This is a genomic window from Flavobacterium sp. H122 (assembly GCF_004959765.1).
In the GTDB taxonomy this organism is placed as follows: Bacteria; Bacteroidota; Bacteroidia; order Flavobacteriales; family Flavobacteriaceae; genus Flavobacterium.
This window is the reverse complement of the sequence record NZ_SJZD01000002.1, coordinates 1-25,772: the sequence shown is the minus strand read 5'-3', so window position 1 is coordinate 25,772 and position 25,772 is coordinate 1. Positions and strand designations below refer to the sequence as shown.

General features: G+C 37.8%; 15 protein-coding genes and 1 pseudogene. 7 read left to right on the top strand and 9 right to left on the bottom strand.

What is annotated here, in order from left to right:
- The first annotated feature begins 4 nt into the window (after positions 1 to 4).
- Positions 5 to 721: a TIGR00266 family protein gene (locus EZM65_RS03620; protein WP_211196191.1), complete on the top strand. Its 717-nt coding sequence runs from the start codon at positions 5 to 7 to the stop codon at positions 719 to 721.
- 2 nt (positions 722 to 723) lie between these two features.
- Positions 724 to 1,410, top strand: a complete 687-nt coding sequence (locus tag EZM65_RS03615) for a TIGR00266 family protein (protein WP_136667177.1) — start codon at positions 724 to 726, stop codon at positions 1,408 to 1,410.
- Positions 1,411 to 1,448: 38 nt separating this feature from the next.
- Here EZM65_RS03615 and aat read toward each other — a convergent pair whose 3' ends face one another.
- The 3 genes from aat to EZM65_RS03600 form a co-directional block, all read right to left on the bottom strand.
- Positions 1,449 to 2,093, bottom strand: a complete 645-nt coding sequence (gene aat / locus EZM65_RS03610) for a leucyl/phenylalanyl-tRNA--protein transferase (RefSeq protein WP_136667176.1) — start codon at positions 2,091 to 2,093, stop codon at positions 1,449 to 1,451.
- 100 nt (positions 2,094 to 2,193) lie between these two features.
- A complete protein-coding gene (locus tag EZM65_RS03605) occupies positions 2,194 to 2,571 on the bottom strand; it encodes a DUF3127 domain-containing protein (RefSeq protein ID WP_136667175.1) in 378 nt (125 codons plus the stop codon).
- Between the two features lie 11 nt (positions 2,572 to 2,582).
- A complete protein-coding gene (locus tag EZM65_RS03600; RefSeq protein ID WP_136667174.1) occupies positions 2,583 to 3,458 on the bottom strand; it encodes a flavin reductase family protein in 876 nt (291 codons plus the stop codon).
- Positions 3,459 to 3,552: 94 nt separating this feature from the next.
- Between EZM65_RS03600 and EZM65_RS03595 the strand changes: the two genes are divergently transcribed.
- The 5 genes from EZM65_RS03595 to EZM65_RS03575 all read left to right on the top strand — a co-directional run bounded on the left by EZM65_RS03595 (position 3,553) and on the right by EZM65_RS03575 (position 9,136).
- Positions 3,553 to 4,704, top strand: a complete 1,152-nt coding sequence (locus EZM65_RS03595) for a PAS domain-containing sensor histidine kinase (RefSeq protein ID WP_136667173.1) — start codon at positions 3,553 to 3,555, stop codon at positions 4,702 to 4,704.
- A complete protein-coding gene (locus EZM65_RS03590) occupies positions 4,695 to 5,807 on the top strand; it encodes an FAD-binding oxidoreductase (RefSeq protein WP_136667172.1) in 1,113 nt (370 codons plus the stop codon). Before EZM65_RS03595 ends, EZM65_RS03590 begins: the two co-directional genes overlap by 10 nt.
- 4 nt (positions 5,808 to 5,811) lie before the next feature.
- On the top strand, positions 5,812 to 6,561 hold the full coding sequence (mtgA, locus tag EZM65_RS03585) for a monofunctional biosynthetic peptidoglycan transglycosylase (RefSeq protein ID WP_136667171.1): 750 nt from the start codon (positions 5,812 to 5,814) through the stop codon (positions 6,559 to 6,561).
- Between the two features lie 98 nt (positions 6,562 to 6,659).
- Positions 6,660 to 7,502 carry a DUF4349 domain-containing protein gene (locus EZM65_RS03580; RefSeq protein ID WP_136667170.1) on the top strand — a complete coding sequence of 281 codons (843 nt, stop codon included), beginning with the start codon at positions 6,660 to 6,662 and terminating at the stop codon, positions 7,500 to 7,502.
- On the top strand, positions 7,499 to 9,136 hold the full coding sequence (locus EZM65_RS03575) for a S41 family peptidase (protein ID WP_136667169.1): 1,638 nt from the start codon (positions 7,499 to 7,501) through the stop codon (positions 9,134 to 9,136). Before EZM65_RS03580 ends, EZM65_RS03575 begins: the two co-directional genes overlap by 4 nt.
- Positions 9,137 to 9,252: 116 nt before the next feature.
- Here EZM65_RS03575 and EZM65_RS03570 read toward each other — a convergent pair whose 3' ends face one another.
- The 6 genes and pseudogenes from EZM65_RS03570 to EZM65_RS15440 all read right to left on the bottom strand — a co-directional run.
- Positions 9,253 to 9,699 carry a GNAT family N-acetyltransferase gene (locus EZM65_RS03570; protein WP_136667168.1) on the bottom strand — a complete coding sequence of 149 codons (447 nt, stop codon included), beginning with the start codon at positions 9,697 to 9,699 and terminating at the stop codon, positions 9,253 to 9,255.
- A 53-nt stretch (positions 9,700 to 9,752) separates the two neighbouring features.
- The gene (locus tag EZM65_RS03565) at positions 9,753 to 11,747 is read right to left on the bottom strand and encodes a LysM peptidoglycan-binding domain-containing protein (RefSeq protein WP_136667167.1); all 1,995 of its coding nucleotides are present in this window, start codon (positions 11,745 to 11,747) and stop codon (positions 9,753 to 9,755) included.
- A 105-nt stretch (positions 11,748 to 11,852) separates the two neighbouring features.
- Positions 11,853 to 13,040 (bottom strand): phosphoglycerate kinase, encoded by a 1,188-nt coding sequence (gene pgk, locus EZM65_RS03560; protein WP_136667166.1) that lies wholly within the window; start codon positions 13,038 to 13,040, stop codon positions 11,853 to 11,855.
- 91 nt (positions 13,041 to 13,131) lie between these two features.
- Positions 13,132 to 14,124, bottom strand: coding sequence for a type IX secretion system membrane protein PorP/SprF (locus tag EZM65_RS03555; RefSeq protein WP_136667165.1), 993 nt, complete (start codon positions 14,122 to 14,124; stop codon positions 13,132 to 13,134).
- 15 nt (positions 14,125 to 14,139) lie between these two features.
- Complete coding sequence (locus EZM65_RS03550; RefSeq protein ID WP_136667164.1) at positions 14,140 to 24,378, bottom strand: T9SS type B sorting domain-containing protein; 10,239 nt, start codon at positions 24,376 to 24,378, stop codon at positions 14,140 to 14,142.
- A 103-nt stretch (positions 24,379 to 24,481) separates the two neighbouring features.
- A pseudogene (locus EZM65_RS15440) lies at positions 24,482 to 25,772 on the bottom strand (hypothetical protein); the annotation flags it as partial.

Here is a 25,772-nt window from a genome sequence, read left to right as displayed (position 1 = left end):
AAACATGGAAACACAATATATAGCAGAAAAATCAAACACGTTGAAAGTTGATTTAAAAATGCAGCCAGGCTCAACAGCCGCACAAATAAAACTGCAGCCAGGTGAGGAATTTACAGCCGAAGCCGGAGCGATGATTGCAATGAGTCCTTCAATCAGCATGACAACTTCAACCCAGCAGAAGAAATCCGGCGGGATTTTAAAAGGTTTGAAAAGAATGATTTCAGGAGAAAGTTTTTTTCTTAATCATTATAAAGCCGGCAATGTACCGGGGACTGTTTTTTTAAGTACGACACTCCCAGGTGATATGATGGTAAAAGAACTGAATGGTGAAGGGATTATCGTTCAAGGCGGGTCATATGTTGCAAGCTCTTCAGATATTACCGTTGATATGAGTTTTCAAGGATTCAAAAATCTTGTTTCTAAAGAAGGATTATTTTGGTTATCAATAAAAGGCAAAGGAACAGTAGTGATTAATTCATTCGGGGCAATTTATCCTATTAAAGTCGATGGTGAGTATATTGTTGACACGGGTCATATTGTTGCTTTTGAGGAAAATCTGAATTTTTCACTTTCAAAAGCTGGAAAAAGCTGGGTAAGTTCAATTTTAGGGGGTGAAGGCTTAGTGTGCAAATTTAAAGGTCAGGGAACAGTTTGGGTTCAATCCCACAATTCATCTTCATTTGGAGAAGTCCTGGGATCTAAACTAAAACCAAGAAATTAATTATGGAAACACAAAATACAAAAGGATTTGAATTTAGAATGGATTGCAAACCGGATTTTGGCTTTGTAACAATTAATATTCCATCCGGAAAAAAATTAAAAGTAGAAGCTGGCGCAATGGCTACTATGGATACCAATATTGAAATGAAGTCTAAATTAAAAGGCGGGTTTTCACGTTTTTTAACCGGAGAATCATTATTTATAAATGAATTTACCGCTCAAAACGGCCAAGGTGATTTGCAGTTAGCTCCTGCTTGCGCCGGCGATGTTGAGCATGTATATTTAAACAATGAAACTATTTATTTACAGAATACTGCATTTTTAGCATCATCAGACAGCATAAATGTTGAATCTAAATTTCAAGGATTGATCAAAGGCTTTTTTTCCGGAGAAAATTTATTTTTGATTAAGTGTTCCGGAGAAGGTGATTTGTGGTTTAATTCTTATGGCGGTATTATGTCAATTGATGTAGAAGATGGATATATCGTAGATACAGGACATATTGTTGCTTTTACAGAAGGGTTAACCTATGATGTATCAACAGTTGGAGGATATAAATCCTTGTTTTTTTCAGGTGAAGGGCTTGTATGCCGTTTTAGTGGAAAAGGAAAAATTTGGGTTCAGACCAGGAAAATTAATCCGTTTTTAAACTGGACATTCCCATTCAGACCTCAAAAGAAAAGTAAATAATCTTTAAGCAGTTCTTCAATTCATAAGAACTGCTTTTTTTATTGTTTCTTCTTTTTTAAAATATCCAAAAAATCTTCTCTCGGTATTTCCCTGCAGCCTAAACTGGCAAGATGGTCATTATAAACCTGACAATCCAATAATTCATAGTTGTTCTTTTTCAAATAAGCGACCAATGCTACAAAGGCTACTTTTGAGGCATTACTCATGTGGGCAAACATGCTTTCACCGCAAAAAACATGATCCATATCCACACCGTACAAGCCTCCGACCAATTTGTCTTCAAACCACACCTCAACCGACATCGCTTTACCGATTTCATGTAAAAAAGTGTAGGCATCTATCATCTCTTCGGTAATCCACGTGCCGTATTGCCCTGGGCGATAAACCTGCTGACAGTTTACCATTACTTCTCTAAAAGCCTGATTAAAAGTAACTTTATAAATGCCTTTGTTAATCACATTCCGCATACTTTTAGATGGTTTAAATTCTTCCGGAAACAAAACCATGCGCTCCGGCGGGCACCACCACAAAATAGGGTCGGCATCATCAAACCAAGGAAAAATCCCATTCTTGTAAGCAAGCAATAAACGCTCAGGAGACAAATCGCCTCCAACAGCCAGGACACCTTCAGGTGAAGTCTGCTCTACGGGTGGAAAATATAATTCTTTGGTTATAAAATACATATCTCAGAAAATAGATAAAAGATTTAAAAAACGAATGTCACACCTCGACAAGCTCAGTATGACATTCTAATATCTAAATTCTAAATTCTCCAATCAGAAATTAGAATGGTAAATCATCATGCTCCTCTTCGTTAAAACTTGGTGCCGGTTCGAACGCCTGTGCTGCAGGCATTGGAGGCATTTGCTGTCCTGCCGGTGCCGCTTGCTGTAAACGTTCAATTCTCCATCCCTGGATAGAGTTAAAATATTTCGTTTCACCTTGTGGGTTTGTCCACTCACGGCCACGTAAATTGATAGATACTTTTACCTGCTCACCAACCTGGAAGTTATTCAAATCATCTACTTTTGCCTGGGTAAACTCAATCATAATGTGTTGCGGGTACTGCTCATCTGTAGTAACTACCAACTCTCTTTTCTTGAATGATGCGCTAACGTCTTGTGTAGGGTTAATCACTTTAATTCTTCCTGTAACTTCCATAATCTCTAAATTTATTGCTTTGCCAATAATACTTTCCAAGCTGAAAGTATGTCTTGTTTTTCTAAATATTCTTTTGCTAACTGATTGACTTTTAAACGGTCATCAGCACTTAAAACTGCTTTCACAGTAAAATTTTCCTGGACAAATATAGCAATTTCTTCCTCGGTAGGCAATGCTTCAATATTTCCTAACATCCCCAAATCGTTACCTGTGAAAAAAGTATCTTTTCTGATGTAATCAGGAATAGCATCAACACCAACACCAAGAGTCACCAATGGTTTTGGTACTTCAAACAATCCCATGTTTGAACGCGAATACCAGTTTCCTCCTAAACGGGAAACCAAATCAATTTTATGTTGGTCAATTCCTCCTTTTTCATCTAAAATCTCTTCACTGATATGCACTTTCACTATTTCGCAAATGACCAAGTTTCCTGCTCCACCTTCGGTTCCCAACGCAATGACATCATTAACCTTACATTCTAACTGAACCGGTGATTCCGCTACACGAAAAGGCTTTACCAAATCTGATGCAATTGCAGTCAACCCTGCTTTTTCAAATTCGTTTACACCATCTCCATATTCTGTACTTGCTAAAGATGTTTGCTGTACGATATCATAATTTACAACATTAATCACTACTTCTTTGGTAGCCAGAACATTTTCTAAAGTATGTTTGGTCGTATTGTCACGAACACGTCTTGAAGGTGAAAAAACCAAAATAGGCGGATTGGCACTAAAAATATTAAAGAAACTGAACGGAGATAAATTTGGGACTCCTTCTTCGTTAATTGTGCTTGCAAACGCAATAGGTCTAGGAGCTACAGCTCCTTGTAAATAGGCTTGTAATTGTGGTGTTGCAATATCTTTTGGAGAAAAACTTTTCATTGTTGTATTGATTTGGAGCAAAAGTAAGAAAGAACAAAGAAAATAGAGAATAGAAAATAGACTTTTTACTATATTTAACCACTCAAGAAAACACATGAATTTTTCAGAAAGAAATAACACAGTTCGCTGGATACTAGTTGGATTATCATTTTTGATAATTGTTCTAATTCTTTGGAATACCTATACTTTGGTTCAAATATTTAAAAATGAGGAGCGAAATAAAATGGAACTTTGGGCTACTGCACAAAAGACGCTTCAAAATGCAACTGATGATACTGAAGTAGATTTGCCACTTCAAATTTTGACTAATAACGGAACCATACCAACCATTCTTGTAGATAAAAACGACAGTATTTTAAGTATCAATAACATTGATGAAGAAATATTAAAAGATTCGGTTAAATCAAGAAGGCTTTTACAGCAATTTAAAACTGCCAATAATAAAATTGAAATCCGCATCGATAAAAACCATTTCCAATATTTGTATTACACTAACTCTCCACTATTGAGCCAATTAAAATATTATCCAATGGCGCTCATTACGATTATTTTTCTTTTTGGAGCCTTAGTATATAATTATTACCGAACCAATAAGATTTCATCACAAAACAAACTTTGGGCGGGGATGGCAAAAGAAACGGCCCATCAAATAGGAACTCCATTATCATCTTTAATAGGCTGGGTGGAAATCATGAAAGCCGACAATGTTGATGAATCAACGGTTACTGAAATCGAAAAGGACATCACTCGTCTTCAAAATATCACCGAAAGATTTTCAAAAATAGGATCGGAACCTAATTTGGAAGAACGCGATTTGGTTGCTGAAACCCAATTGGCTTATGAATATTTAGCTTCACGTTTTGAAGGTCAGGTCAATTTTCATTTTAGCGCCCCGGATTATCCAATTTTAGTAAAACTCAATCCTACATTGCACGGATGGACCATAGAAAATTTAGTAAAAAATGCTATTGATGCCATGCGTGGAAGAGGTTCGATAGGTATTTTTATTGAAGATGGCGAGTACTATACAAAAATTAAAATTTCAGATACCGGAAAAGGTATTCCTAAAAATCAATTCAATAAAATTTTTGAACCTGGCTATACGACAAAAAAACGAGGCTGGGGATTAGGTTTATCTTTAACTAAAAGAATAGTAGAAGAATACCACAAAGGTAAAATTAGAGTATTACACTCTGAACTTAACAAAGGGACAACCTTTCAAATCATCTATAAAAAATGTATTTAAGTTACTGGGAATTAAAAAATTGGTTTACAAATGTTGACTACACTATTGTAGGAAGTGGAATTGTTGGTTTACACACTGCATTACGCTTGCGTGAACGTTTTCCGGAAAGTAAAATTCTAATTTTAGAAAAAGGCATGTTGCCTGAAGGAGCCAGTACAAAAAATGCCGGTTTTGCCTGTTTCGGTTCCTTATCAGAAATCATTGATGATTTAAAAACCCATACAGAAGAAGAAGTAATTCAATTGGTGCAAAAACGTTGGAGCGGTTTACAATTACTACGTAAAAACTTAAGCGACGAAGCTATTGATTTTAAACCTCATGGTGGCTATGAATTATTTTTAGAAGATGATGATTCGAGTTACAACGAGTGTCTTCAAAAGATGCCTTTTATAAACGATTTGCTTCGTCCTTTGTTCAAAGCTGATGTTTTTGAAAAACAAGTAGACCGGTTCAATTTCGAAAAAATAAAAGAATACAGTATTTTCAATCCTTTTGAAGCACAAATAGACACGGGCAACATGATGCAGGCTTTGCTTAAAAAGGCATACGCAAACAATATTCAGATTTTAAACAATCAAACAGTTAAAAATTTTACAGATTCGGGTACTGAAGTTGAGGTTCAAATAAACGATTTTACGTTCAAGACCAAAAAATTACTTTTTGCCACCAATGGTTTTGCCGGAGAATTAACTCAAGGTGAAGTCAAACCCGCTCGTGCTCAGGTATTAATCACTGAACCTATTCCTAATCTGGATATAAAAGGAACCTTTCATTTAGATAAAGGCTATTATTATTTTAGAAACATCAATGACCGGATTTTATTTGGAGGTGGACGTAATTTAGACTTTGAAGGCGAAACCACCACCAGCCTTGACCAGACTAATTTAATACAAAACAAATTGGATGAATTGCTAAAAACTGTAATTTTGCCCCACACCGAAGTAAAAGTGGCTCATCGCTGGAGCGGTATTATGGGTGTAGGCGCTCATAAAAAACCAATTGTAAAACCACTTTCAGATAATGTTTACTGTGGTGTACGCATGGGCGGCATGGGTGTGGCAATAGGCAGTTTAATAGGACAGGAATTAGCAGATTTAGTATAGAATAATGGCAAAAAAAGCAACCACTTCTACAAAAAAACCATCAAAACAATCTAAAAAAAACGAAAACCTATCCTTTTGGGGTAAAGTAAAACGCTTTTTATTCAAGCTTTTCATATGGTTTAATGTTATTTCTCTGACGCTGGTTCTGTTATTTAAATTTGTTCCCGTTCCTTTTACGCCGCTAATGATAGTAAGAGCTTTCGAACATAATGCTGCTGGAAAAGATATGGTTTGCAGTCATGACTGGGTACCACTGGAAGATATTTCCATGAATTTACAAAAGGCAGTGGTTGCCAGCGAAGATGGTTTGTTTTTAAAGCACAACGGTTTTGATTTTTCGGCCATGAATAAAGCGCTTACCGGTAACTTAAAAGGAAAAAAACTTAAAGGAGGAAGCACCATTTCACAGCAAACTGCAAAGAATGTTTTCTTATGGCAGGGCCGAAGCTATTTTAGAAAAGCTTTAGAAGCCTATTACACCGTTTTAATAGAACTTATCTGGGGTAAGAAACGCATCATGGAAGTGTACCTAAACAGCATTGAAATGGGAGATGGCGTTTATGGCGCCGAAGCAGCCAGTAAACACTGGTTTCATAAAAGTGCGGATAATCTAACCAAATACGAAGCGGCCTCTATCGCAGCTATTTTACCAAGTCCAAGAAAATACAAAGCCATTAATTCATCAAGCTATGTGGAACGACGCAAAAACAAAACCTTACGTGTAATGCGTCATGTGGGACGATTGGAGTATTAATTTCTCATTTTAAATTTAATAGACCAGCGGTCAACAAAGATTTGGCTGCATTTTTGATACAGGATTAAATAAGTCTAATCTTATAAAATTCTGTGGTTATGAAAAATGCATTTTTACTCTTTGCCCTTGCCCCTGTTTTTATCTTATTTGGTTGCAATCAGGAAGCTGGAAGTGCCGGTGGGAAAGTAATGTTGTCAGAGATTTCTCTGCCAAAAGAAAAATCGTATGATAAAAAAGAGGAAGTTTCAAGGAATAAGCCCGCGCCAAAAAACATAGAGTCTTCTGCAAAAATCATCAAGAAAGCCAATTTAAAATTTGAAACACAGGATTTAGCTAAAACCTTTGGTGCCATTCAAAATGCCGCACAAAAATACGGTGCTGTTATTGCCAATGATTCTTCGGGTAAAGATTTTGCCGCGTCATACCGTAACTTATTGATTAGGATACCTAACGCCAACTTTGATATTTTTATTAATGACATCAGCAAAGGAGTCAGTCATTTTGACGAAAAACAGATTTCTCAGGAAGATGTTACAGAAGAGTATATTGATGTGGAATCCCGCATGAAATCAAAGAAGAAACTTGAAGAGCGCTACATCCAATTATTGAATAAAGCCAATAAGGTTTCTGAAATGCTTGAAATTGAAGGAAAACTGGCTGAAATAAGAGAAGAAATCGAAGCCAAGGAAGGCCAGTTGAAATACCTTCAAAACAGAATATCACTTAGTACAATTTCAATTGAAATGTACACGATTGATCCTTCTGAAAGCGGCGCAACATCTTCCTATGGCAGTAAAATATGGAATTCAATTAAAGAAGGCTTTAACGGATTGTCAAATTTTATGTTAAGTATTATCAGCATTTGGCCATTTATACTTATTTTCGTTGGTGTATACCTTTGGGCAAGAAAACGCTTTTTGAAAAAAAGAAACAAGTCATGATAACATCATTCAAAAAAAGATATTTGCTTCCTGTCATTGCAGGAGGTTTTCTATTTGTTGGTGCCGGTTTTAAAGAGGATTTCTTTGAAATTGCCAAACAGATAGAAATATTCACCACTTTGTTTAAAACGGTTAACATGAATTATGTCGACCAGACCAATCCGGCTGAATTAATGGATAAATCCATCAAAAGCATGCTGGCAGAACTGGATCCCTATACGGTTTATTTCAATGAAGGCGATGTCGTGCGATTTAAAATAAACAATACAGGTGAATATACCGGAATTGGAGCAGCTATTACCCGCAAAGACGGAAAAACTTTTATACGCGAGCCTTACAAAGGCTATGCTGCTGATAAAGCCGGGCTAAAAGCCGGTGACGAAATAATCCAAATCAACGATGTGATTCTTGCCGATTTTAAGGAAGATGCCTCACAGCTGTTCAGGGGATCCAAAAACACTAAAATTGATATAAAGTACAAACGCAACGGCGAACTAAGATCAACACAATTAACAATTGATGAGGTTGATGTAAAAGCTGTTCCGTTTTATGGCATGACCGATGCAAAAACGGGCTATATCGTTTTGTCGCAGTTTAACGGAAAAGCTTCCGCGGAAACACGCGAGGCTTTGGAAAAATTAAAAGATCAGGGAGCTACTCAAATTATTCTTGATTTGAGAGGCAATCCGGGTGGTTTGCTTAACGAGGCAGTCAATATCTGTAATTTATTTGTTCCGGCAAATGAAGTGATTGTAACCACCAAATCAAAAATTGAAAAACATAACAATACCTACAGAACATCCAAACAACCTGTAGATTTGAATATCCCTTTGGCTATTTTAGTCGATGGAAAAAGTGCTTCAGCCAGTGAAATTGTTGCCGGTGCTTTACAGGATCTGGACCGTGCCGTTGTTATAGGGGCACGCAGTTATGGTAAAGGTTTGGTGCAGCGTCCTCTTGATCTGACCTATGGCACACAGTTAAAAGTTACCATTTCGAGATATTATACTCCGTCCGGAAGATGTATTCAGGCTTTAGATTATTCCAAAAAAGATGCAAACGGAAAAGCTGTCAAGACAGATGCAAAAAACTATAATGCTTTTAAAACCCGTAAAGGAAGAACCGTTTATGACGGCGGGGGTATACAGCCTGATATTGAATTGGCTGAAAGCAAAATGAGTACTGTTGCCGAAGCTTTGTTGCGCAATGATGCTATTTTTAATTATGTAACCCAATATGTATATAAGAACCCAAATTTAGGCAGTTCCATTCCGAATCTGACAGATGCTGATTTTACCGATTTTAAAAACTTCATCAAATCACAGAAATTTTCAATAGACACTAAAACCGAACTGGCTTTAAAAGAGGTTTTGGAACAAGCCAAAAAGGAAAAAATTGATGCAAACATAAAGACGCAATATGATGCTTTGTTTGCTTCGCTGCAAAAAGCAGAAGAAACTGAGATTGATAAAAACAAAGCAGAAATCATCAATTTGATGAAAGACGAAATTATCAAACGTTTTCAATACAAAGAAGGTCTGTATCAGTATTACACCAAAAACAATTCAGAAATCAAACGTGCCACGCAGTTACTGAATACTGCCGCTGAATACAATAAAATTTTAGTGAAATAAGAAGAAGACTGTCTGAAAAGCAGACTAATTTGTCATTCCGGCCAAAGTGAGAAATCATATAAGTTGATTATAAGATTCCTACTTTCGTCGGAATGACAGACTTTTGAGCACATTTTTTATTGAATCTTCATTTCAACATGCGGGATGTCATCTTCCAGATACATTTCAGAGGTTTGAACAAAACCGTGACTTTGATAAAATTTGGTCAGGTATTGCTGTGCAGAGATTGTTATTGCTGTCTGATTAAAAACCGACTGGATTGTTTTAATAGCAGTTTTGATTAATTCATGACCCAGTTTTTTGTCGCGGTGTTTAGGAGAAACCACTACCCTGCCAATTGAGCTTGCCTCAAAATAATCTCCCGCATCAAACAAACGGCAGTAACTTGCCAAATCATTTTCCAGATATCCCAGAATATGGATTGCCTTCCTGTCCTTACCATCCATGTCTTGATAAACGCAATTTTGCTCTACTACAAACACTTCGGAGCGCAATTGCAGTATTTCATATAGCTCTTCCGTAGAAAGTTCTTTAAAACGCTTTATTTTGAATTCTTGTTTCATGCCGCTTTTTTAAAAAGTAAAAATACAAAAAAGGACGCTTACGCGTCCTTTACTTATATTTTCAATTTCATTCCAGGTTGTAAATCATCTTCTTTGATATTGTTCTTTTTTTTCAATTCGGCAACAGTCGTATTGTGCTTTACAGAAATCTTGAACAATGAATCGCCTTTTTGAACAATATATAATCGCTGGTCTTCATAAACTGGTTTCTTTTTAGAAACTTCAGCAACTGCATTACCCTGTTTTTCAATTTTCAGTTTTTCACCGACTTTGATATTGTTGGATGAAAGGTCATTCCATTTTTTTATATCTTCAATTGATACATTGTTGACTTTTGCAATACCACCAATGTTGTCACCTTTTTTTACAGTATAAGTCTCAACTGAAGCAACAACTTCCTGCTTGGTTTCTTTTAATTTTAAAACATCGCCCTCTTTTACGACTCCGTTTTCAATATTGTTCCATTTTTTTAAATCGGAAACATACAAACGGTATTTCTTTGCAATGACGAATAAAGATTCACCTTGCTGCACAGTGTGTTCAGCAACAGCAGTTTCTTTTTCAGTAACTGCTTCCGGTTTTGTCTTTGATTCTTTAGTTGAAGTTTCAGCAATTACCTTTGGTTCTGCCTCTTGTTTAGCATTAGCAGCTACTGCATTGTTTTCGTTATACACAATTTTAAGCTTAGCTCCAAGGTTTACATTACTGGATTTTAAACGGTTCCATTTCTTAACATCGGTAATAGAAACATTATATTTTTCAGCAATTTTACCTAAACTTTCACCTCTTCTGACAGTGTGATATTTGTTTTTTAAGGTACTCTTTGCAGTGGATGCATCGACAATTGCTTCCTGAACAACTTTTTCAGTACCTAAAGTATCTTTGATGATTTTTGGAGTAACCTTTTTGATAAAAGGTTTTTCTCTTTTGCTTTCTTCATAATCAACATAAGCATAAACCTTATCTTCATTAGAAGCCAGCATTGCAATTTTCTTCTTTGGCAAACAGATAAAGTTTGTCTTTCCTGTTACATACGGAACAACTTTCATTTTATAGGAAGGATTCAGGAACTCGATATCTGTTTCTGAAATATCCAATAAACCGGCAAGCTGTTTGAATGATATTTTACGTTTTAATGCGATAGTATCTGTTTCGAAATGCTTAACTACAGGCTTGTAAGGGACAATATTGTGTTCTTTGTGATATTCAAAAATATACATCGTAGCTAAGAAAGCCGGTACATAACCCTGAGTTTCACGAGGCAGCTTGCTTTTAATGTTCCAGAAATTCTGAAAACCACCAGAACGTCGTATTGCTTTGCTTACATTCCCGGCGCCTGAATTGTAAGATGCCAGAACCAATTCCCAGTCGCCAAAGATTTTGTACATATTCTGCATGTATCTTGCGGCAGCATCTGTAGCTTTGTAAGTATCCTTACGTTCATCCACATACGAATCGATTTTTAATCCGTACTGTTTACCGGTTTCAAACATAAACTGCCACAAACCAGTAGCGCCTACTCTTGAAACCGCATTGGAACGCAAAGCCGATTCTACTATTGCCAGATATTTGATTTCCAAAGGCACATCGTAACGTGACATAGCTTCTTCAAACATGGGAAAATAATACTGTGATAAACCCATCAAACGCTCATAGGAACGCTTGCGGTTTTTTAGGAAGCTTTTAACCAGGTTTTCCAATTGCGGATTGTACTCGATATTAAAAGGAGACTTTTCATCCAAAAGACGAAGTCTTTCCTTAAAAAGATCCGTTGGCAAGTCAAAATCTACAGGCTTATCCAGATCTAAATTTTTAATATCAGAAACAATCCCATCAAAAATATCCTGGGTATTGGAAAGTTCTTTTATATATTGATTATCGACACAGTCAGCTGTTTCATCGACAACAAAAGTGCTTTTGACAGAGTCTAAGAAAGACAATTTTATAACAGGTTTAACAACAGAGTCTTGGGAAACTCTATCCTGACCAAAAGTTACAAACGCAGATAAAAGCAATAGTAGGTTTAGGGCAATTCTTCTTCCAATCATAGGCCTTGTGTTTATAAATAGTTTATATTCAACTATTTAAGTTGGGCTACAAACATATAACCATTATACGAAATAAAACAAAAAAAAATGTTAAAATTAAGCTGATCAGCTTAAAATAGCAACAATTCCAGGCAAAACCTTACCTTCAAGCATTTCAAGCATAGCACCGCCACCGGTAGATACATAGCTCATCTTTGGTTCGAAACCAAACTGCTTAACCGCGGCAACACTATCACCTCCGCCTACTAATGAAAAAGCTCCGTTTTGAGTAGCTTCGGCAATAAAATTACCTAATTCAATAGTACCGTTTGCAAAAGATTCCATTTCGAAAACTCCAAGCGGGCCATTCCAAAGAATAGTTTTAGAATCTAAAATTACTTCTTTAATTGCTTCCAGAGATTTTGGACCTACATCAAGCCCCTGCCAACCGTCAGGTATATTATTCACATCAACAACTTGTTTTTCGGCATCGTTAGCAAACTTATCAGCGGCAACTACATCAACAGGAAGATGGATTTGAACACCTTTTGCTTTGGCTTTATTTAAAATTTCAAGTGCCAGTTCCAATTTGTCATCCTCACATAAAGAATTACCGATTTTACCGCCTAATGCTTTGATAAAAGTAAATGTCATCCCTCCGCCAATAATCATGTGGTCAATCTTATCAAGAACATTTTCGATAACCGTAATTTTTGAAGAAACTTTACTTCCACCCAATACAGCTGTAACAGGCTTTTCACTATTATTCAATACTTTATTCAAGCTTTCGATTTCTTTAGCCAGTAAAGTACCGAAACATTTATTTTCAGGAAAGAATTGCGCAATAATCGTAGTAGAAGCATGGGCCCTGTGAGCAGTACCAAAGGCATCGTTAACATAAACATCACCCAATGAAGCTAATTTTTTAGAAAAATCCACATCACCGGCTTCTTCTTCCTTGTAAAAACGAAGGTTTTCCAACAACAAAACGTCACCCGGTTTTAAATGTGCAGCAGCATTATCAGCCACGTGACCAATGCAATCAGAAGCAAATGTAACGGGTCTTCCTAAAATTTCGGCAGTACGTTCCACAATATGGCGTAATGAAAACTCTTCCTGAACACCTTTAGGGCGTCCTAAATGCGACATTAAAATAACACTTCCGCCTTCATTTAAAATTTTATCTATAGTAGGTTTTGCAGCTTCAATACGCGTACTGTCAGTTACATTAAATTTTTCATCCAGAGGTACATTAAAATCAACTCTGATTAAGGCTTTTTTGTCTTTAAAATTAATGTCGTGTAATGTTTTCATTGTAGTAGTTGTTTTTTTACAAAGTTAAAAGAAAAAAAAAAACCGCAAAGCAAACTGCCCTGCGGTTTTACTATGTCAAATCTATAAGTTCTTAATCTTCAGCAATAGCATTTTGTGTACAAGGACAGTTGCTGATTCCCTGGAAGAAATCCCATCCTAAAGTAATCATATGAGAACCAGTATTATAACCAGACAGCTCATTAAGAGTAATTTGATAGGAATATCCTAAATAAAGACCGCTTTTCTTTAAACCAAACATTGGTCCCAAAGTCAAAGGGCGCATAGGCTGATCATTTAAGAAACGATACGTGGCCCCTAACCAGAAATAACCTGTACGCTGGTAATCAATACGTCGGTATTTAATATTTATATCTGTACTGGAACGGTTATCACTTTCGAAATATTGAATAAAAGCAGAAGGTTCGATTTCGACTCTGGATTCTCTGTTACTTCTAAAAACATATCCTGTATACAACTGATAGTTTCTAAGTAAGCTGGGTTCAGGATCCAAAACGAACTTTTTAATATCCTTGCTCAGTAAATTACTGGCATTGAAAGCTGCATAAAATCTGTCCTTTCTATAAAGCAAACCTACATCAAAGTTGTTATTTGATGTATATCTGTCATTAGTAATATCACTGTCAGGAGTGTCAATATTTTCAGTTTCAATTCTAAAATTATTGAAGTTGTAAGACATACCAAATGATAAATACTGTTTTGAGGGATAATCCAGAATAATATGGTGGGCAAAAGAAACTTTACCTCCCTGCTGTCTGGTATCGCCATTCTTATCATTATAAAAATGCAAACCTACACCTGATTGATTCAACACTCTAAAATCTCCATAGACCGCCTGATTATCCGGCGCATCTTTAATACCAACCCATTGAAAAAAACCGTTAACGCGTATCCTCGCATTATCACCTATCCCGGCATAGGTAGGTGATAATGTAAAAGGATTATCTGCTAAATACTGCGTTGCAGCGGGTAAATGCAACTCTTGAGCAATTCCACTTGTGCAAGCCGTTAAAACTAATGCAACAAAGAGTTTTTTTGTATTGTTTATATTATCTATAAAATTCATAGCTCATGAGTTAAATTATCTATACAAAGTAAAGTGACCTACAATCTCCTGACCTTCATTCTTATCCACTTTGATCACATACCAGTAATCACCAGAAGGCAAATCTTTTCCTTCATATTTACCATCCCAGGTTTCTCCAACCGGTAATGTTTTCACTAAACGTCCGTAACGGTCATAAATTTTAGTTACCAAATTAGGGTACGTTACAGGATCAACACATCCAGGACCCCACTCGTCATTTGTACCATCTGCACCGCCTGGTGTCATTACATCCGAAACACAGATTGGAATGTGGGTTACAGGAAGGCTGTCTATAGCTATACATCCATTCTCATCAGTAACAGTAACGGTAACCGTACCTGACTGATAATAAATAAAGGTATTTTTAGGACCGGTCTGACCACCAAAGCCATTCAAATCAAACGCATAAGTATACGGTGGCGCTCCTGAAGGTGTACCGTCAGTATTGTTTGTATTAGCCACGACCTGATTCAGAGCTGTACCCGGTTGTAAATCAACAATAAGAGGATCTAATCTAGTCACATCAACGATAACGTCGATTACAGATTTTTTACAGCCGTTTACATGATATACATAAATCGTATGATTTGTATTTGAAGGATCCAGCAATTGCGGATGTGTAACCGATGTAAATACAGGATTATTAACCGCTGTTGTAAAATCATCTACGTCCAATGAATAGAAATAATTTGCCGCAGGACTAAACAAAGCATTTGTATCTTTATTAATCACTGTTATTCTAACATACGGCTGTGCCGGTGAATTAGGAACTGTTGAATTATCACAATCATATTCAAAACGTACATCCGGATTCATTACCACACCTGGATCAACTCTTACGGGATACGTAGTCTTACATCCTTTTGAATCGATAATATAGGCTTCAAAAACTCCGTTTACAGCAACACTGCCATCCACATTCATTATATTGAAAGGTCCTGGCCCGGCTGCAACATTTGTCAGCTCCGCAATTGGCGTTGGGTTAGGGTTCGTTAGTGTAGGAGGCAATGAATATCCTAACGTATAAGTCCCTGGATTACCTCCACCTATATTTGTAAATTCTATAATTCCATCATTGAACTCCGCACAAGACTCAGGAAGTCCTTGTGCTGTAGCAAAAGCAGAAGTCAGCGGCTCTGAAATAAGAATATTATCAATTACGAACTGACAGCCATTCTTATCACTTAACACTAATGTATAATTTCCTGCAGCTAATTCCGGGATAACTAATCCAGCAGGATTAAACGGATCTAAAATAGTTACCGTTCCAACCGTTTCACCTGTTGTCAAATTATCCAATTGATACTGAATAGGTGTCGCTACTCCATTATTTTGAATAATCACCGTAATGAATCCTGATTTATCGCCTCTACAAACAACATTTTCCCATGTAGCAGTTGCCTGTAACGGTGGATTAGGTGAAGCTATACTCTGAGTAGTTGCAGCAGTACAGGTACCATTTGTAACTGAAATATTATAATTACCTGCAGCTAAATCTGTAAAAATACCGGTAGTATTTGTTTGATTATAACCTGCTGGGCCAGTAACATTTATTGTATAAGGAGTACCTAAACCACCCGTTACGTCAATATATAACGAACCAGTAACATCACCAAAACATAATACCTGTAATTGCGAATTAGCATTAATGGTTATAGTAAGCGGTACAACCGGTGCGACTGTATAGACAGCCGGCCCACTGATACAGTCATTGCTGTCTTTTACGTAATAAGTATACGGTGATCCGTTAGGATTTACTGTAAAGGTTACAGGGTTTGTGGCCATAGCCGTGAAAGGCCCTGCAGCAGTTGTTGCATAGCTATATGATCCGGTACCGCCGGATGCCGTTAATGTTATTGTTTCAGTACCTGACAAACAATCTCTGCTGTTGGCAATTAAATTAACAGATGCGGTAACTACTGATGGATTAATAATTGTTACCCTAACTTCAGTTGAGTTACAGTTATAACCATCCTGAACAATAACTCCATAATCACCAGCATTTAGATCATTAAATACATTGCTTAGTTGAGGCACAGATTGTGATGATAAAGTATTACCCTGTGCATCTTTATAATATGTTACCAAAATATATTGATACACCGCACCAGCTACTCCTCCGGTTACCCCTGAAACAGTAATAGTTCCATTTGTATCATTAGCACAAGCCAAAACACTTGGTACAGCAGTAACATTAGTGATTTGTGTAGGTGCATTCAATGTTACCTGATTGCTCGCCACTATACATCCTTTAGCATCTCTCACGTTCACATAGTAAGTGCCTGCCGGCAAATTACTGAATGAACTAGCATTACCATAAGGAAACGAAGTTCCCGTAGTTTGATTTACCAATTGGTATTCATAACTACCCCATCCGCCAGTGATGCTGTCTACGGTTATTATACCGGTTGCAGAACCGCAGGAAACAAGAGCGTCAATTTTTATCGATACAGCAAGCGGTGCTGCAGGTGCTGTTATATCAACCGGTACAGTCGCATCACAGAAAGGTGCTTGTGTCTCAGTGATTAACAACGTATAACTTCCCGCAGGAACATTATTGATAGTCAATGGAGTGCCTGTGTTGCCAGTACCTGATAAAGCACTTCCCTGCAACTGCCAGCTATAATCGCCACTGTAATTATTGATTGTAACAGGTCCTATTGTTCCTGAGGCTGTTCCAAAACAAACAACATCTGTTGTAGCAGGAGCACTGATAGTAATTATATCATAAGCAGGAACATCAAATACCGGTAAATCAACCCAACATCCGTTTGCATCAGTAACTCTAAAGTAATACAAACCAGGCTGGCTGATTGTGAATACATTTTGATTAGGTGATGGCTGCTGCACAGCACCTGCTGCATTACCTCCTACTAAAGTGTAAGTGTAATTAGCAATTGTTCCGCCTCCTGAACCACCCGAAGGAGTTATAGTATAACTGCCCGAAGCAGCACATGTAGGCTGCACACCTGCCCCCAACGCGCTTAATGGTGTATAAGCCGGAACAATTTCAGAACCGCTTACAGGACACCCATTAGCATCTTTAACATCATAATTAATTGTTTGTGAAGCTGTCGTTGCAAATACCGTATACACATTATTGGAAGTAAAAGCACCGCTATTAAAACTATATAGGTAAGGTGCAGTACCACCGCTCACATTAACAGTAACAGTCACAGGTTGAATCGCATTACTGCTGCAGGTTGGACTTGAAACAGTAGCCGGGTTTAATATAAGAGCTGCAGGTTGTGTAACAGGTATGGTTTTAGAAATTTTACATCCTCTTGCAGAAGTCACCTCTACAGTATATGAACCAGCTGCTAAGCCTATAAATACATTTGAATCCTGAGGGACTGCCGGCATTACAACCGGAGCAATAATTTGATACTTAAACGGAGCATCACCAACTACGTTAGTAACGGTAATCGTACCATCTGAACCACCAAAACAACTTACGTTAGTAGGTGCTAAAGTGAAATCAAGAAGCGCTGCAGTTACTAATGAAACCTGAACTCTAGCTGTACAATTGGTTGTAATGTCTCTTACTTGCACCCAATATGTACCAGGTGCCATATTAGGGAAAGTATTTCCTGACTGCGGACCAACTAAAATAGTAGTGCCTGCACTGTCATATAAAGTGTACTGATAATTAGCCGGCACACCGCTTCCTCCTGAAGCATTAGCTGTAATAGTACCGTCCGCATCGTTACATTCCGGTAAAACACTAAAATCAGCATTAATATTTAAAGGCGGCGTAATGATAACGCTTGCTGATGACTCACATCCGTTTTTATCTAAAAGCGAGATATCATAGGTACCCGAACTTAAATTACTGATTGTAAAAGTATAAGGATAGGTTAAAGGATAAGGTGCAGTCAGGTTTTGATACGCACCTCCATTCACACTATAAGTATAAGGTTCAACACCTGTTGCATTAATTGTCACATCAATAGCAAAAGCACCTTCCGCATTACACACTGTACTTGGATTAACGACAGCACTTATAGATGGTAACGGATCAGAAATCATTGTAATTTGTGTTGATCGGATACATCCGTAAGCATCCAATACATACACATCAAAAGGCGCAGAATTGCCAAAAGGAATAGTTCCTATGTTTGAGCCTGACCACAATGGTGATCCAACAGCTGGTGCTGGACTTGGTGATTGAGCGAAATAATATAAATAAGGTGCAGTACCTCCTAATGCATTTATTTGAATCGTACCGGCAGCATTACAATTGGCATTTTTCAGAATTTGAGCTGTAACACTTAGCACAGTTGGTGATTCAACTATTGCAAAAGTATTTGAAGCATTGGTACATCCAACAGAAGGACCGTCCAATTCTCTTACTACTACATAATATGTTCCTACAGGAAGCGGTCCGATATTTGAAACCGTTACGGCTGATCCGGACAATCCATTTAAAGTTGCCGGTGCCAAAGTAGGCGCTACTGGTTGATTGGTTACTGCATTAAATATTTGGTATGAAACACTTGTACCTCCGTAAGAAGATATGGTGAAACTCACACTTCCATCCGCTGCTCCTTTACAGGTTACGTTTTTAGGAGTTGCCGCAACTGTCATTGAAGTATATACAACAGTAGGTGCACCAGCCTGTCTGAAGAAATAACAGTTGGATCCCTGATCGTAAACAATAAATGAATAGGTAACTCCAGATGCCAAACCACAGAAAGTATATTCACCACTTCCAACAGCACTTTCCGGTTGGTAAAGTGCAGAATAAGTAGCATAATCATACGAATTAGGATTTGAAGGATTCACCGGATACTGGGCAAAAAAGTATGGTCCGGTACCTCCTAAAGCAGTTAATTTTATACAAGCCCCGGTAGTACAATCTCCAGGTACTGTAGTAACATCAATTGTTAAATCAGTTACAGGAGTAGCTACAGTTGTTACGAAATTTTTAGAACAGCCGTTGGCATCAGTAACAAATACCTGATAATTACCAAAGTTCAAGTTACTGAAAGTATGAGGCGCTGTGGCGTTATTAACCACAACATTAGGCGTTGCACCTGATAAATCAACCAATGTTAACATATAAGGAGCAGTGCCGCCACCTAAAGTTAAAATTTCAATTGAACCCAAAACAATACCTGAAACTCCACACGACAGAGAATTAGTATTATGGGTCCATGTTATATCGTTTGGTGCGCCAATTGTTATAGTAAGAGGAGGATTCAATAAACATTGATTTGCATCTCTTACATTAACTGTATAATTTCCTGCTGCAAGACCAGAATAAGTCGTTTGTGAAGTAAATGGATTTCCATTAACGCTAATCATGTATGGTGCCTGACCTCCTGATGGTTGAACAGTAAAGCTTCCCATACTGTCACCAAAACATTTATTATCTGTTTTAATATAAGTAGCGGCTACTGGTATTAAAGCCGGTATGACTACTGTAGCAGTGGTATAAGTACAGCCTCTGGAATCTCTGATTCTAAATGTATACGTTCCCGCAACAGCTGCCGAATAATTGAAAGTAGCTCCGGCAACAGGCACAAAAGAACCGTAAGCTCCCCCATTATATGAAACTTGATATTCATAAGCAGGATAACCGCCGCTGATATTCACGCGGATAACCGCATTTGGTGAAGCAGAACAATCCAGACCTTTAGTAATTACTGCCATGGCAGTTAATGTCGTATTTAGTACCGGCAGTATAACTGTATCTGTACAGCCGTAAACATCTCTAACCGTAATAACATGTCCAGTTCCTCCGGTAGGAAGGTTGGTGTACTGATGGCCATTTGTTGGCATATTTGCCGGTACATAAGCTCCTCCGTTCAGACTAAATTGGAATGGTGCCGTTCCTGTTCCGGCAGTTACCTGAACAACAACCGAGGTTCCATTAGAATCATTACATAAATCACTGCTTGGGAGCAATGTTAAATCAGGTGAGCTTGGCGCAGTCAAAACAAATGGAGGCAGTGCTTTTCTACAACCATTCGAATCTATGATAGTTACGGTATAAGAACCTGTTTGCGTCAAATTAGTAAATACATTTGCAGTTTGCGGGCCAACAACTGTTCCGTTTGGCTGCAGCAATTCATAACGGTATGGTCCGCCCCAGCCTCCTGAAACTCCAGATACTGTTACAGATCCATAATTAGGACTACATCTTATAGGAGTTACATTAAGAGTACCTGTAATATCATTTGCAGGCACTGGTATTGTAACTGAACTTGATGCATTACAATCAGTTGCAGTGTCATAAACTGTAATAGTAACAGGTGTATTTACCGGTTGATTGCTTATTGTAAATGGGTTGGAACCCGGATAAGGCTGTCTGGATCCATTGTTAATTGTATATTGGAAATTAGTTGTTCCGGTTACTGTAACCTGAATGCTGCCGGTTGCAACACCATAACAAACTCTTGGAGCAGTTAATGTCACGCCTATTACAGGCAATGCAGGAATAACCAGCTGACGCTGCAGTGTACATCCTTTTGCATCTGTTACCTGGAATGTATAGGTAGTTCCAGGAGTTAATCCTGTAAACTGATTGCTTGATTGAGGTGTTCCCACTACAGGAGCAACAATTTGATACGTATATGTACCTGTTCCGCCGGTAACATTAACACCAACATCTACAGTACCCGTAGTAGATGAAACATTACATCTTAAATTATAAGGTGTAAATGTCATATTCTGTAACGGCGTAATAGGTGCAATTGTAATTTGTCTTGAAACACGGCATCCTACTGCGTCTTCAAAAATTACAGTATATGTTCCCGCTCCGGAAACTGTAAAATTATGAGTTACAGGGAAGAAATTTGCTCCTCCGTTAATGCTGGCGCGAATAGGTGCTACCCCTCCGGTTGCACTGGCAGTTATAACAGCAGTACCCGGCGTGTTAGTACCCGCAGTACAGCTTATTTCGGTATTAGTTAAAGTAGGAAGAATTTCCGCATTTCTGGTAATATCAAGAGTTACCACAGGAATTGTACAAACTTCCCCATTGTAAATATACTGAGCTGAACAATAATATCTACCAGGCGCTAAACCTGTAAATACGCTGGCCGGTCCGTAAGTAAATGGTCCTGCAGCCGAAACGGTACTTATAGCAAACTGCATACTGTCGTTGCCGTTAAGAACAGGGTTAAAATTGATTCTACCCACATTGCCGTCAGCATAACATCTGATATTTGTCGCAACCGGATTAATAGTTGCTGCCGGAATTGCATTAACTGTAATCTGACCTGTTGCTTTACAATTATTTGAATCCCATACAGTAACTGTATATGTTCCTGCTGCGCTGACGTCAAAAGTATTTGTAAGTAAATAAGGAGACGGTGGTCCTGAATTAGGAGACAGATAAACAAAGTATGGTCCCGTTCCTCCTTCAACATCTACCTGAACTCTTCCCGCTGTACATGTCAATGCTTTAATGAGAGATAATTTAACTTTTAATTCCTGAGGATTGTCAATAGTAATTGTACCTGTACTTGGACAACCGTCATCAGTGGTTGTTGTCCATGTGTAAGTAACACCCGGGGTTAAGTTATTAAAAGTATAAACATTATCTGTTACTGCTCCTGATGATGCAACTAATCCACCTGCATCTGATATGCTGAAATAATAATTAGGTCTTCCGTCATTTATAGCCAGTGTAATGCTTCCTTTGTCACCAAAACAAACCGGTTGTGTATACGAAATTACCTGAGCCGTTGGCACATGTCGCAGTACCGCTATATTATTGGCAGTGAAGACACAGCCATTGGTAACATTTGTCTGATTAATGTTTACGTTATAAACCCCAGCAGTATTGATTACGAATACATTTGAAGCCTGTGGTCCCTGAATAACTGTACCGCTTGAATTTAATAATGAAAATGTATAACCGCTTTGAGGTACTCCCATTACTGTTATACTTCCGGGAGTATTACAAAAAATGTCTTCTTTTACGATCTGGTAGTCCAGATTATTCTTGAAAACCTTGAAATAGAATGTTTTAGAACAGTTTCCGTAATTTAGAATAATACGGTAATCCCCTTCCTGACTCACTGTATAAATCTGTCCTGTACCCACATTAGTCCAGCAGGATGCTGTTGTATTGGGACAGTTTATAGGAGAAAATGCGCCACAAGCCGTATTATAAATCTGCCATGTTATGGATTCTGCATCTGTAACTTTTGAGTCTAAATCTCTTGTTCCATTTGCACCGCATAAGTAAATGTAAGGGATACGTTCATTCGTATTGTCACATGTTTGAATAGGATTTGCCTGATCATAAGGAATGATAGGATGTGTATTGGATGAACTGTAACGTATTACGTGAAAAATATACGTTATAGGAGCACATCCGGCTTTAGTACCCACAACAGTATAGTTTCCGGTTATGTTTACAGTAACAGTCTGACTATTTGCATTAGGTGTGAAAGTTGCTCCTGAAGGGCCGGTCCATGTATAATTATCGTAACCTACAGGCCCTGTTAATGTAGCTGTACCATCACATGTATAAACATTACTTTCAAATATACATGTAGGTAAAATTGTAGAGTTTGTAGGAGTTCCGTTACCTACAAGACATGTAGAGTCAAAAACAGAAGAACTTGGATCAGAAGTTACTACCTGTCCCCCGCTTTCACCCTGATAGGAAATAAATGCCTGGTTTTTAATAGATGTAGAACATGCATCAGTTATATCAGCACAAGCACATGCCGTACGTACATAAATTTCAAAAGCATATCTTGGATCGTTTACTTCCAGATATGATTTAGGAATACTGATTCTAAGTGTTCTGGTAGCAGCATCATAATTAACTATAGAACCTGGTACCGTTGTTGTCACATTGGTTCCTACGTAAGTTACATTTGCCGGTAGAACATCGGTAATAATTACATAATTAGGATTGGCCGGTGCAACTCCTATTGCATCATCTGAACCTAAATTCTGAAAACCGATTATGTATTTGAAATCCCTACAAGTTGGTATTTGCTGTCCGTCAATATTTGCTCCTAATAAATTATTTACGGTTTTCGTCAATACAACATTCGGCACATAATCATCCACTGAAAAAGTAGCCACATACGGCATAAAGGCATCTTGATTTGCGCCTTCGGTTGTAAGTCGTATGTAGGCATTGGAAGCCCCGTTTACAAGTACACTCTGTCCGGGATTAGGTAATTCAACCTGATCCAGATCAAAACCGTACGTATTGTTTTTAATAGGGTTTATGTTGTTAACGATAGCATTGTTATCGGTTAATGAAGAGTCAAAAAAATTGTTGAATGCGTTAAAACTGTCTTTTAGATCAATAAAAGGTCCGCCGCTAAAGCTCGAAAACTGGTATTTGTCATTATTTTTTTCCCTGTCACCATCCAAGGCCGCCACCCCGATATTTGTATCAAATTTCCCTGCCAGTGTTGATTTAAAATTATTAATTGCAATTGTCAGGTCATGAGTTCCGGCAATTCTTTCCAAACCATCATAAACTACAAAATGTCTTGGTTTGACATTAGCATTGGGAGATTCATAAATAACCACTAAACTCCAACCGGCACTTGATCCGTCCAGACGTTTTCCACGCGCTGCCCTAACATTACCAACCGTATAATTACCATTAGCATCAGGCAGTCCTTGAAGCATTGTGGTTACATCTTTGAAACAAACATAAGGAGCCCCTTTAAAAGAGGCGGAAATATTTGAAGCATTATACCCATCATAAATAGTTTCATCAGCAGTGATATTCTGATATGCTCCACCGGGAAGTTTGAATTTAATCTGATTAAAATTACCTATCCTTGGAGTATTTAAGGGAAAGGATTCCCATTCTTTGGTTGCATCTATACCCCTTTCATACGGGTAGGTCGCCGCCCAGTACAGCCCGGCAAAGACAATCCTTTTACAGGTTACTTCTTTAGGGTCAATATCAAGATATGCACTACTCGAACTGAATGTTGAAGCATCGCCGTCAATGTCAATATATTCCATATTTTCACTGTCGTTCTGGCCGTTTGCTCCATTGGGAGTAGCTTGATTTGCCTGGTTGGTTAAAGTACCCAGATTGGTTACGTTCCCGGAACTGTCAAAAGTAGGATTTGACAAGGTATGTCCCAGAATTGTATTTCCAACTAGTTTGATATTCCCTCTTACTTTAGTCGCTTTAGCTCCTAAACGTGATTTGAAGGGCGCACCTGTTTGAGCATTTACTGAATAAATACCAAAAAGGAGCAATAATAACATTAGGTAGTGTTTTATTCTCATAGGGCGGTAGGTTTATTTTAAACAAATAAATTTAATGTTTTTTCATTAACGTTTCTTTTAAATACAAACTTGTGAATCTAAAAGAAACGTTAAATTTTTTATTTTATTGTTTCTCAACTTTAATAATTACCATTTTTCCATTATACGGTTTTGTTCCTTTATTACTTACGGCTGCATCAGCGTCTGAAATTTCATCAAAATGTCTCGAATAAATGAAGTAAGTACTCGTATTTACATCATAGAAGAAATCAATATTTGTTTCTCCGGCCTCTATCGCTTTTTTCAGGAAAGCATTACGTCTTGCTTCATCTTTGTGAGCTGCCAGTACCAAATAGAAACCTGGTTTTGTATTTTCCACATTTTTAACAATCTGCATGTTTGTCTGATCACCGTCACCGAAATCAAAGTCTGAAGGCTGATACACCTGTCCTGTAGGACTTGTTGATGCTTTGATTTGACTCAGAGCAGCTCTGTCTTTTTGATATTTGGCCTGTGAATTGTCAAACAATGCACGCTTAATACGACGTTTTTTCTCAATATCAGTTTCAACTTTAATCTGCTCCAATTTAGAAATCAATTCAGTACTTTGCTTTTGTGAAAGTGCTTTATCAGCTTCCAATTGTGCTATTGTTCTAACATAGCTTTGATTGATTGCATCGTTTTTGCCTGGAACTTTCTTCAAACGGTCTGCCGCTAAAGTTTTAAATTCATTAATAAACTGATCCTGTTGTTTTAAATTTAACTCAATTTCCTGTTTTAATGATTCAATAGCTCTGTTGGCTGCAGCTGTACTTTGGAATTCAACTTCTTTAACCTCAGTTACGATACCTTTTTCAGAATCATCATTTGCTTTACGCATATCCAATAATTCTTTTTCTTTAGTTGAAACTAAATCTTTGAATTTACTTATTGATTCCGATTGCAGCTTCTGAGAATCGGTTATAACTCCCTTAAGATTGTCAATTTCTTTATCTTCAGCAGTTTTTTGTGCATCTAATTTAGCGCGTTCCTCTTCCTCCGCTTTAGCTCTTGCTTCTGCTTCTGCCTTCTCTCTTGCGATTCTGTCTGTCTCTTCTTTTGCACGTGCCTCAGCTTCTGCCTTAGCTCTTGCATCAGCCTCAACTTTTTCTCTTGCCAGACGCTCCTGTTCTGCTTTTAAGCGTGATGCTTCCTCTGCTTTGGCTCTTGCCTCTGCATCAGCCTGTTCTTTAGCAATACGCGCTGCTTCTGCTCTTTCTCTTGCTAATCTGTCTGCTTCTTCTTTTGAACGTGCATCCGCTTCCGCTTTAGCTCTTGCATCAGCCTCGGCTTTCTCTCTTGCCAGACGTGCCTGTTCTTCTTTCAAGCGTACTGCTTCCTCCGCTTTGGCTCTTGCCTCCGCATCAGCCTGTTCT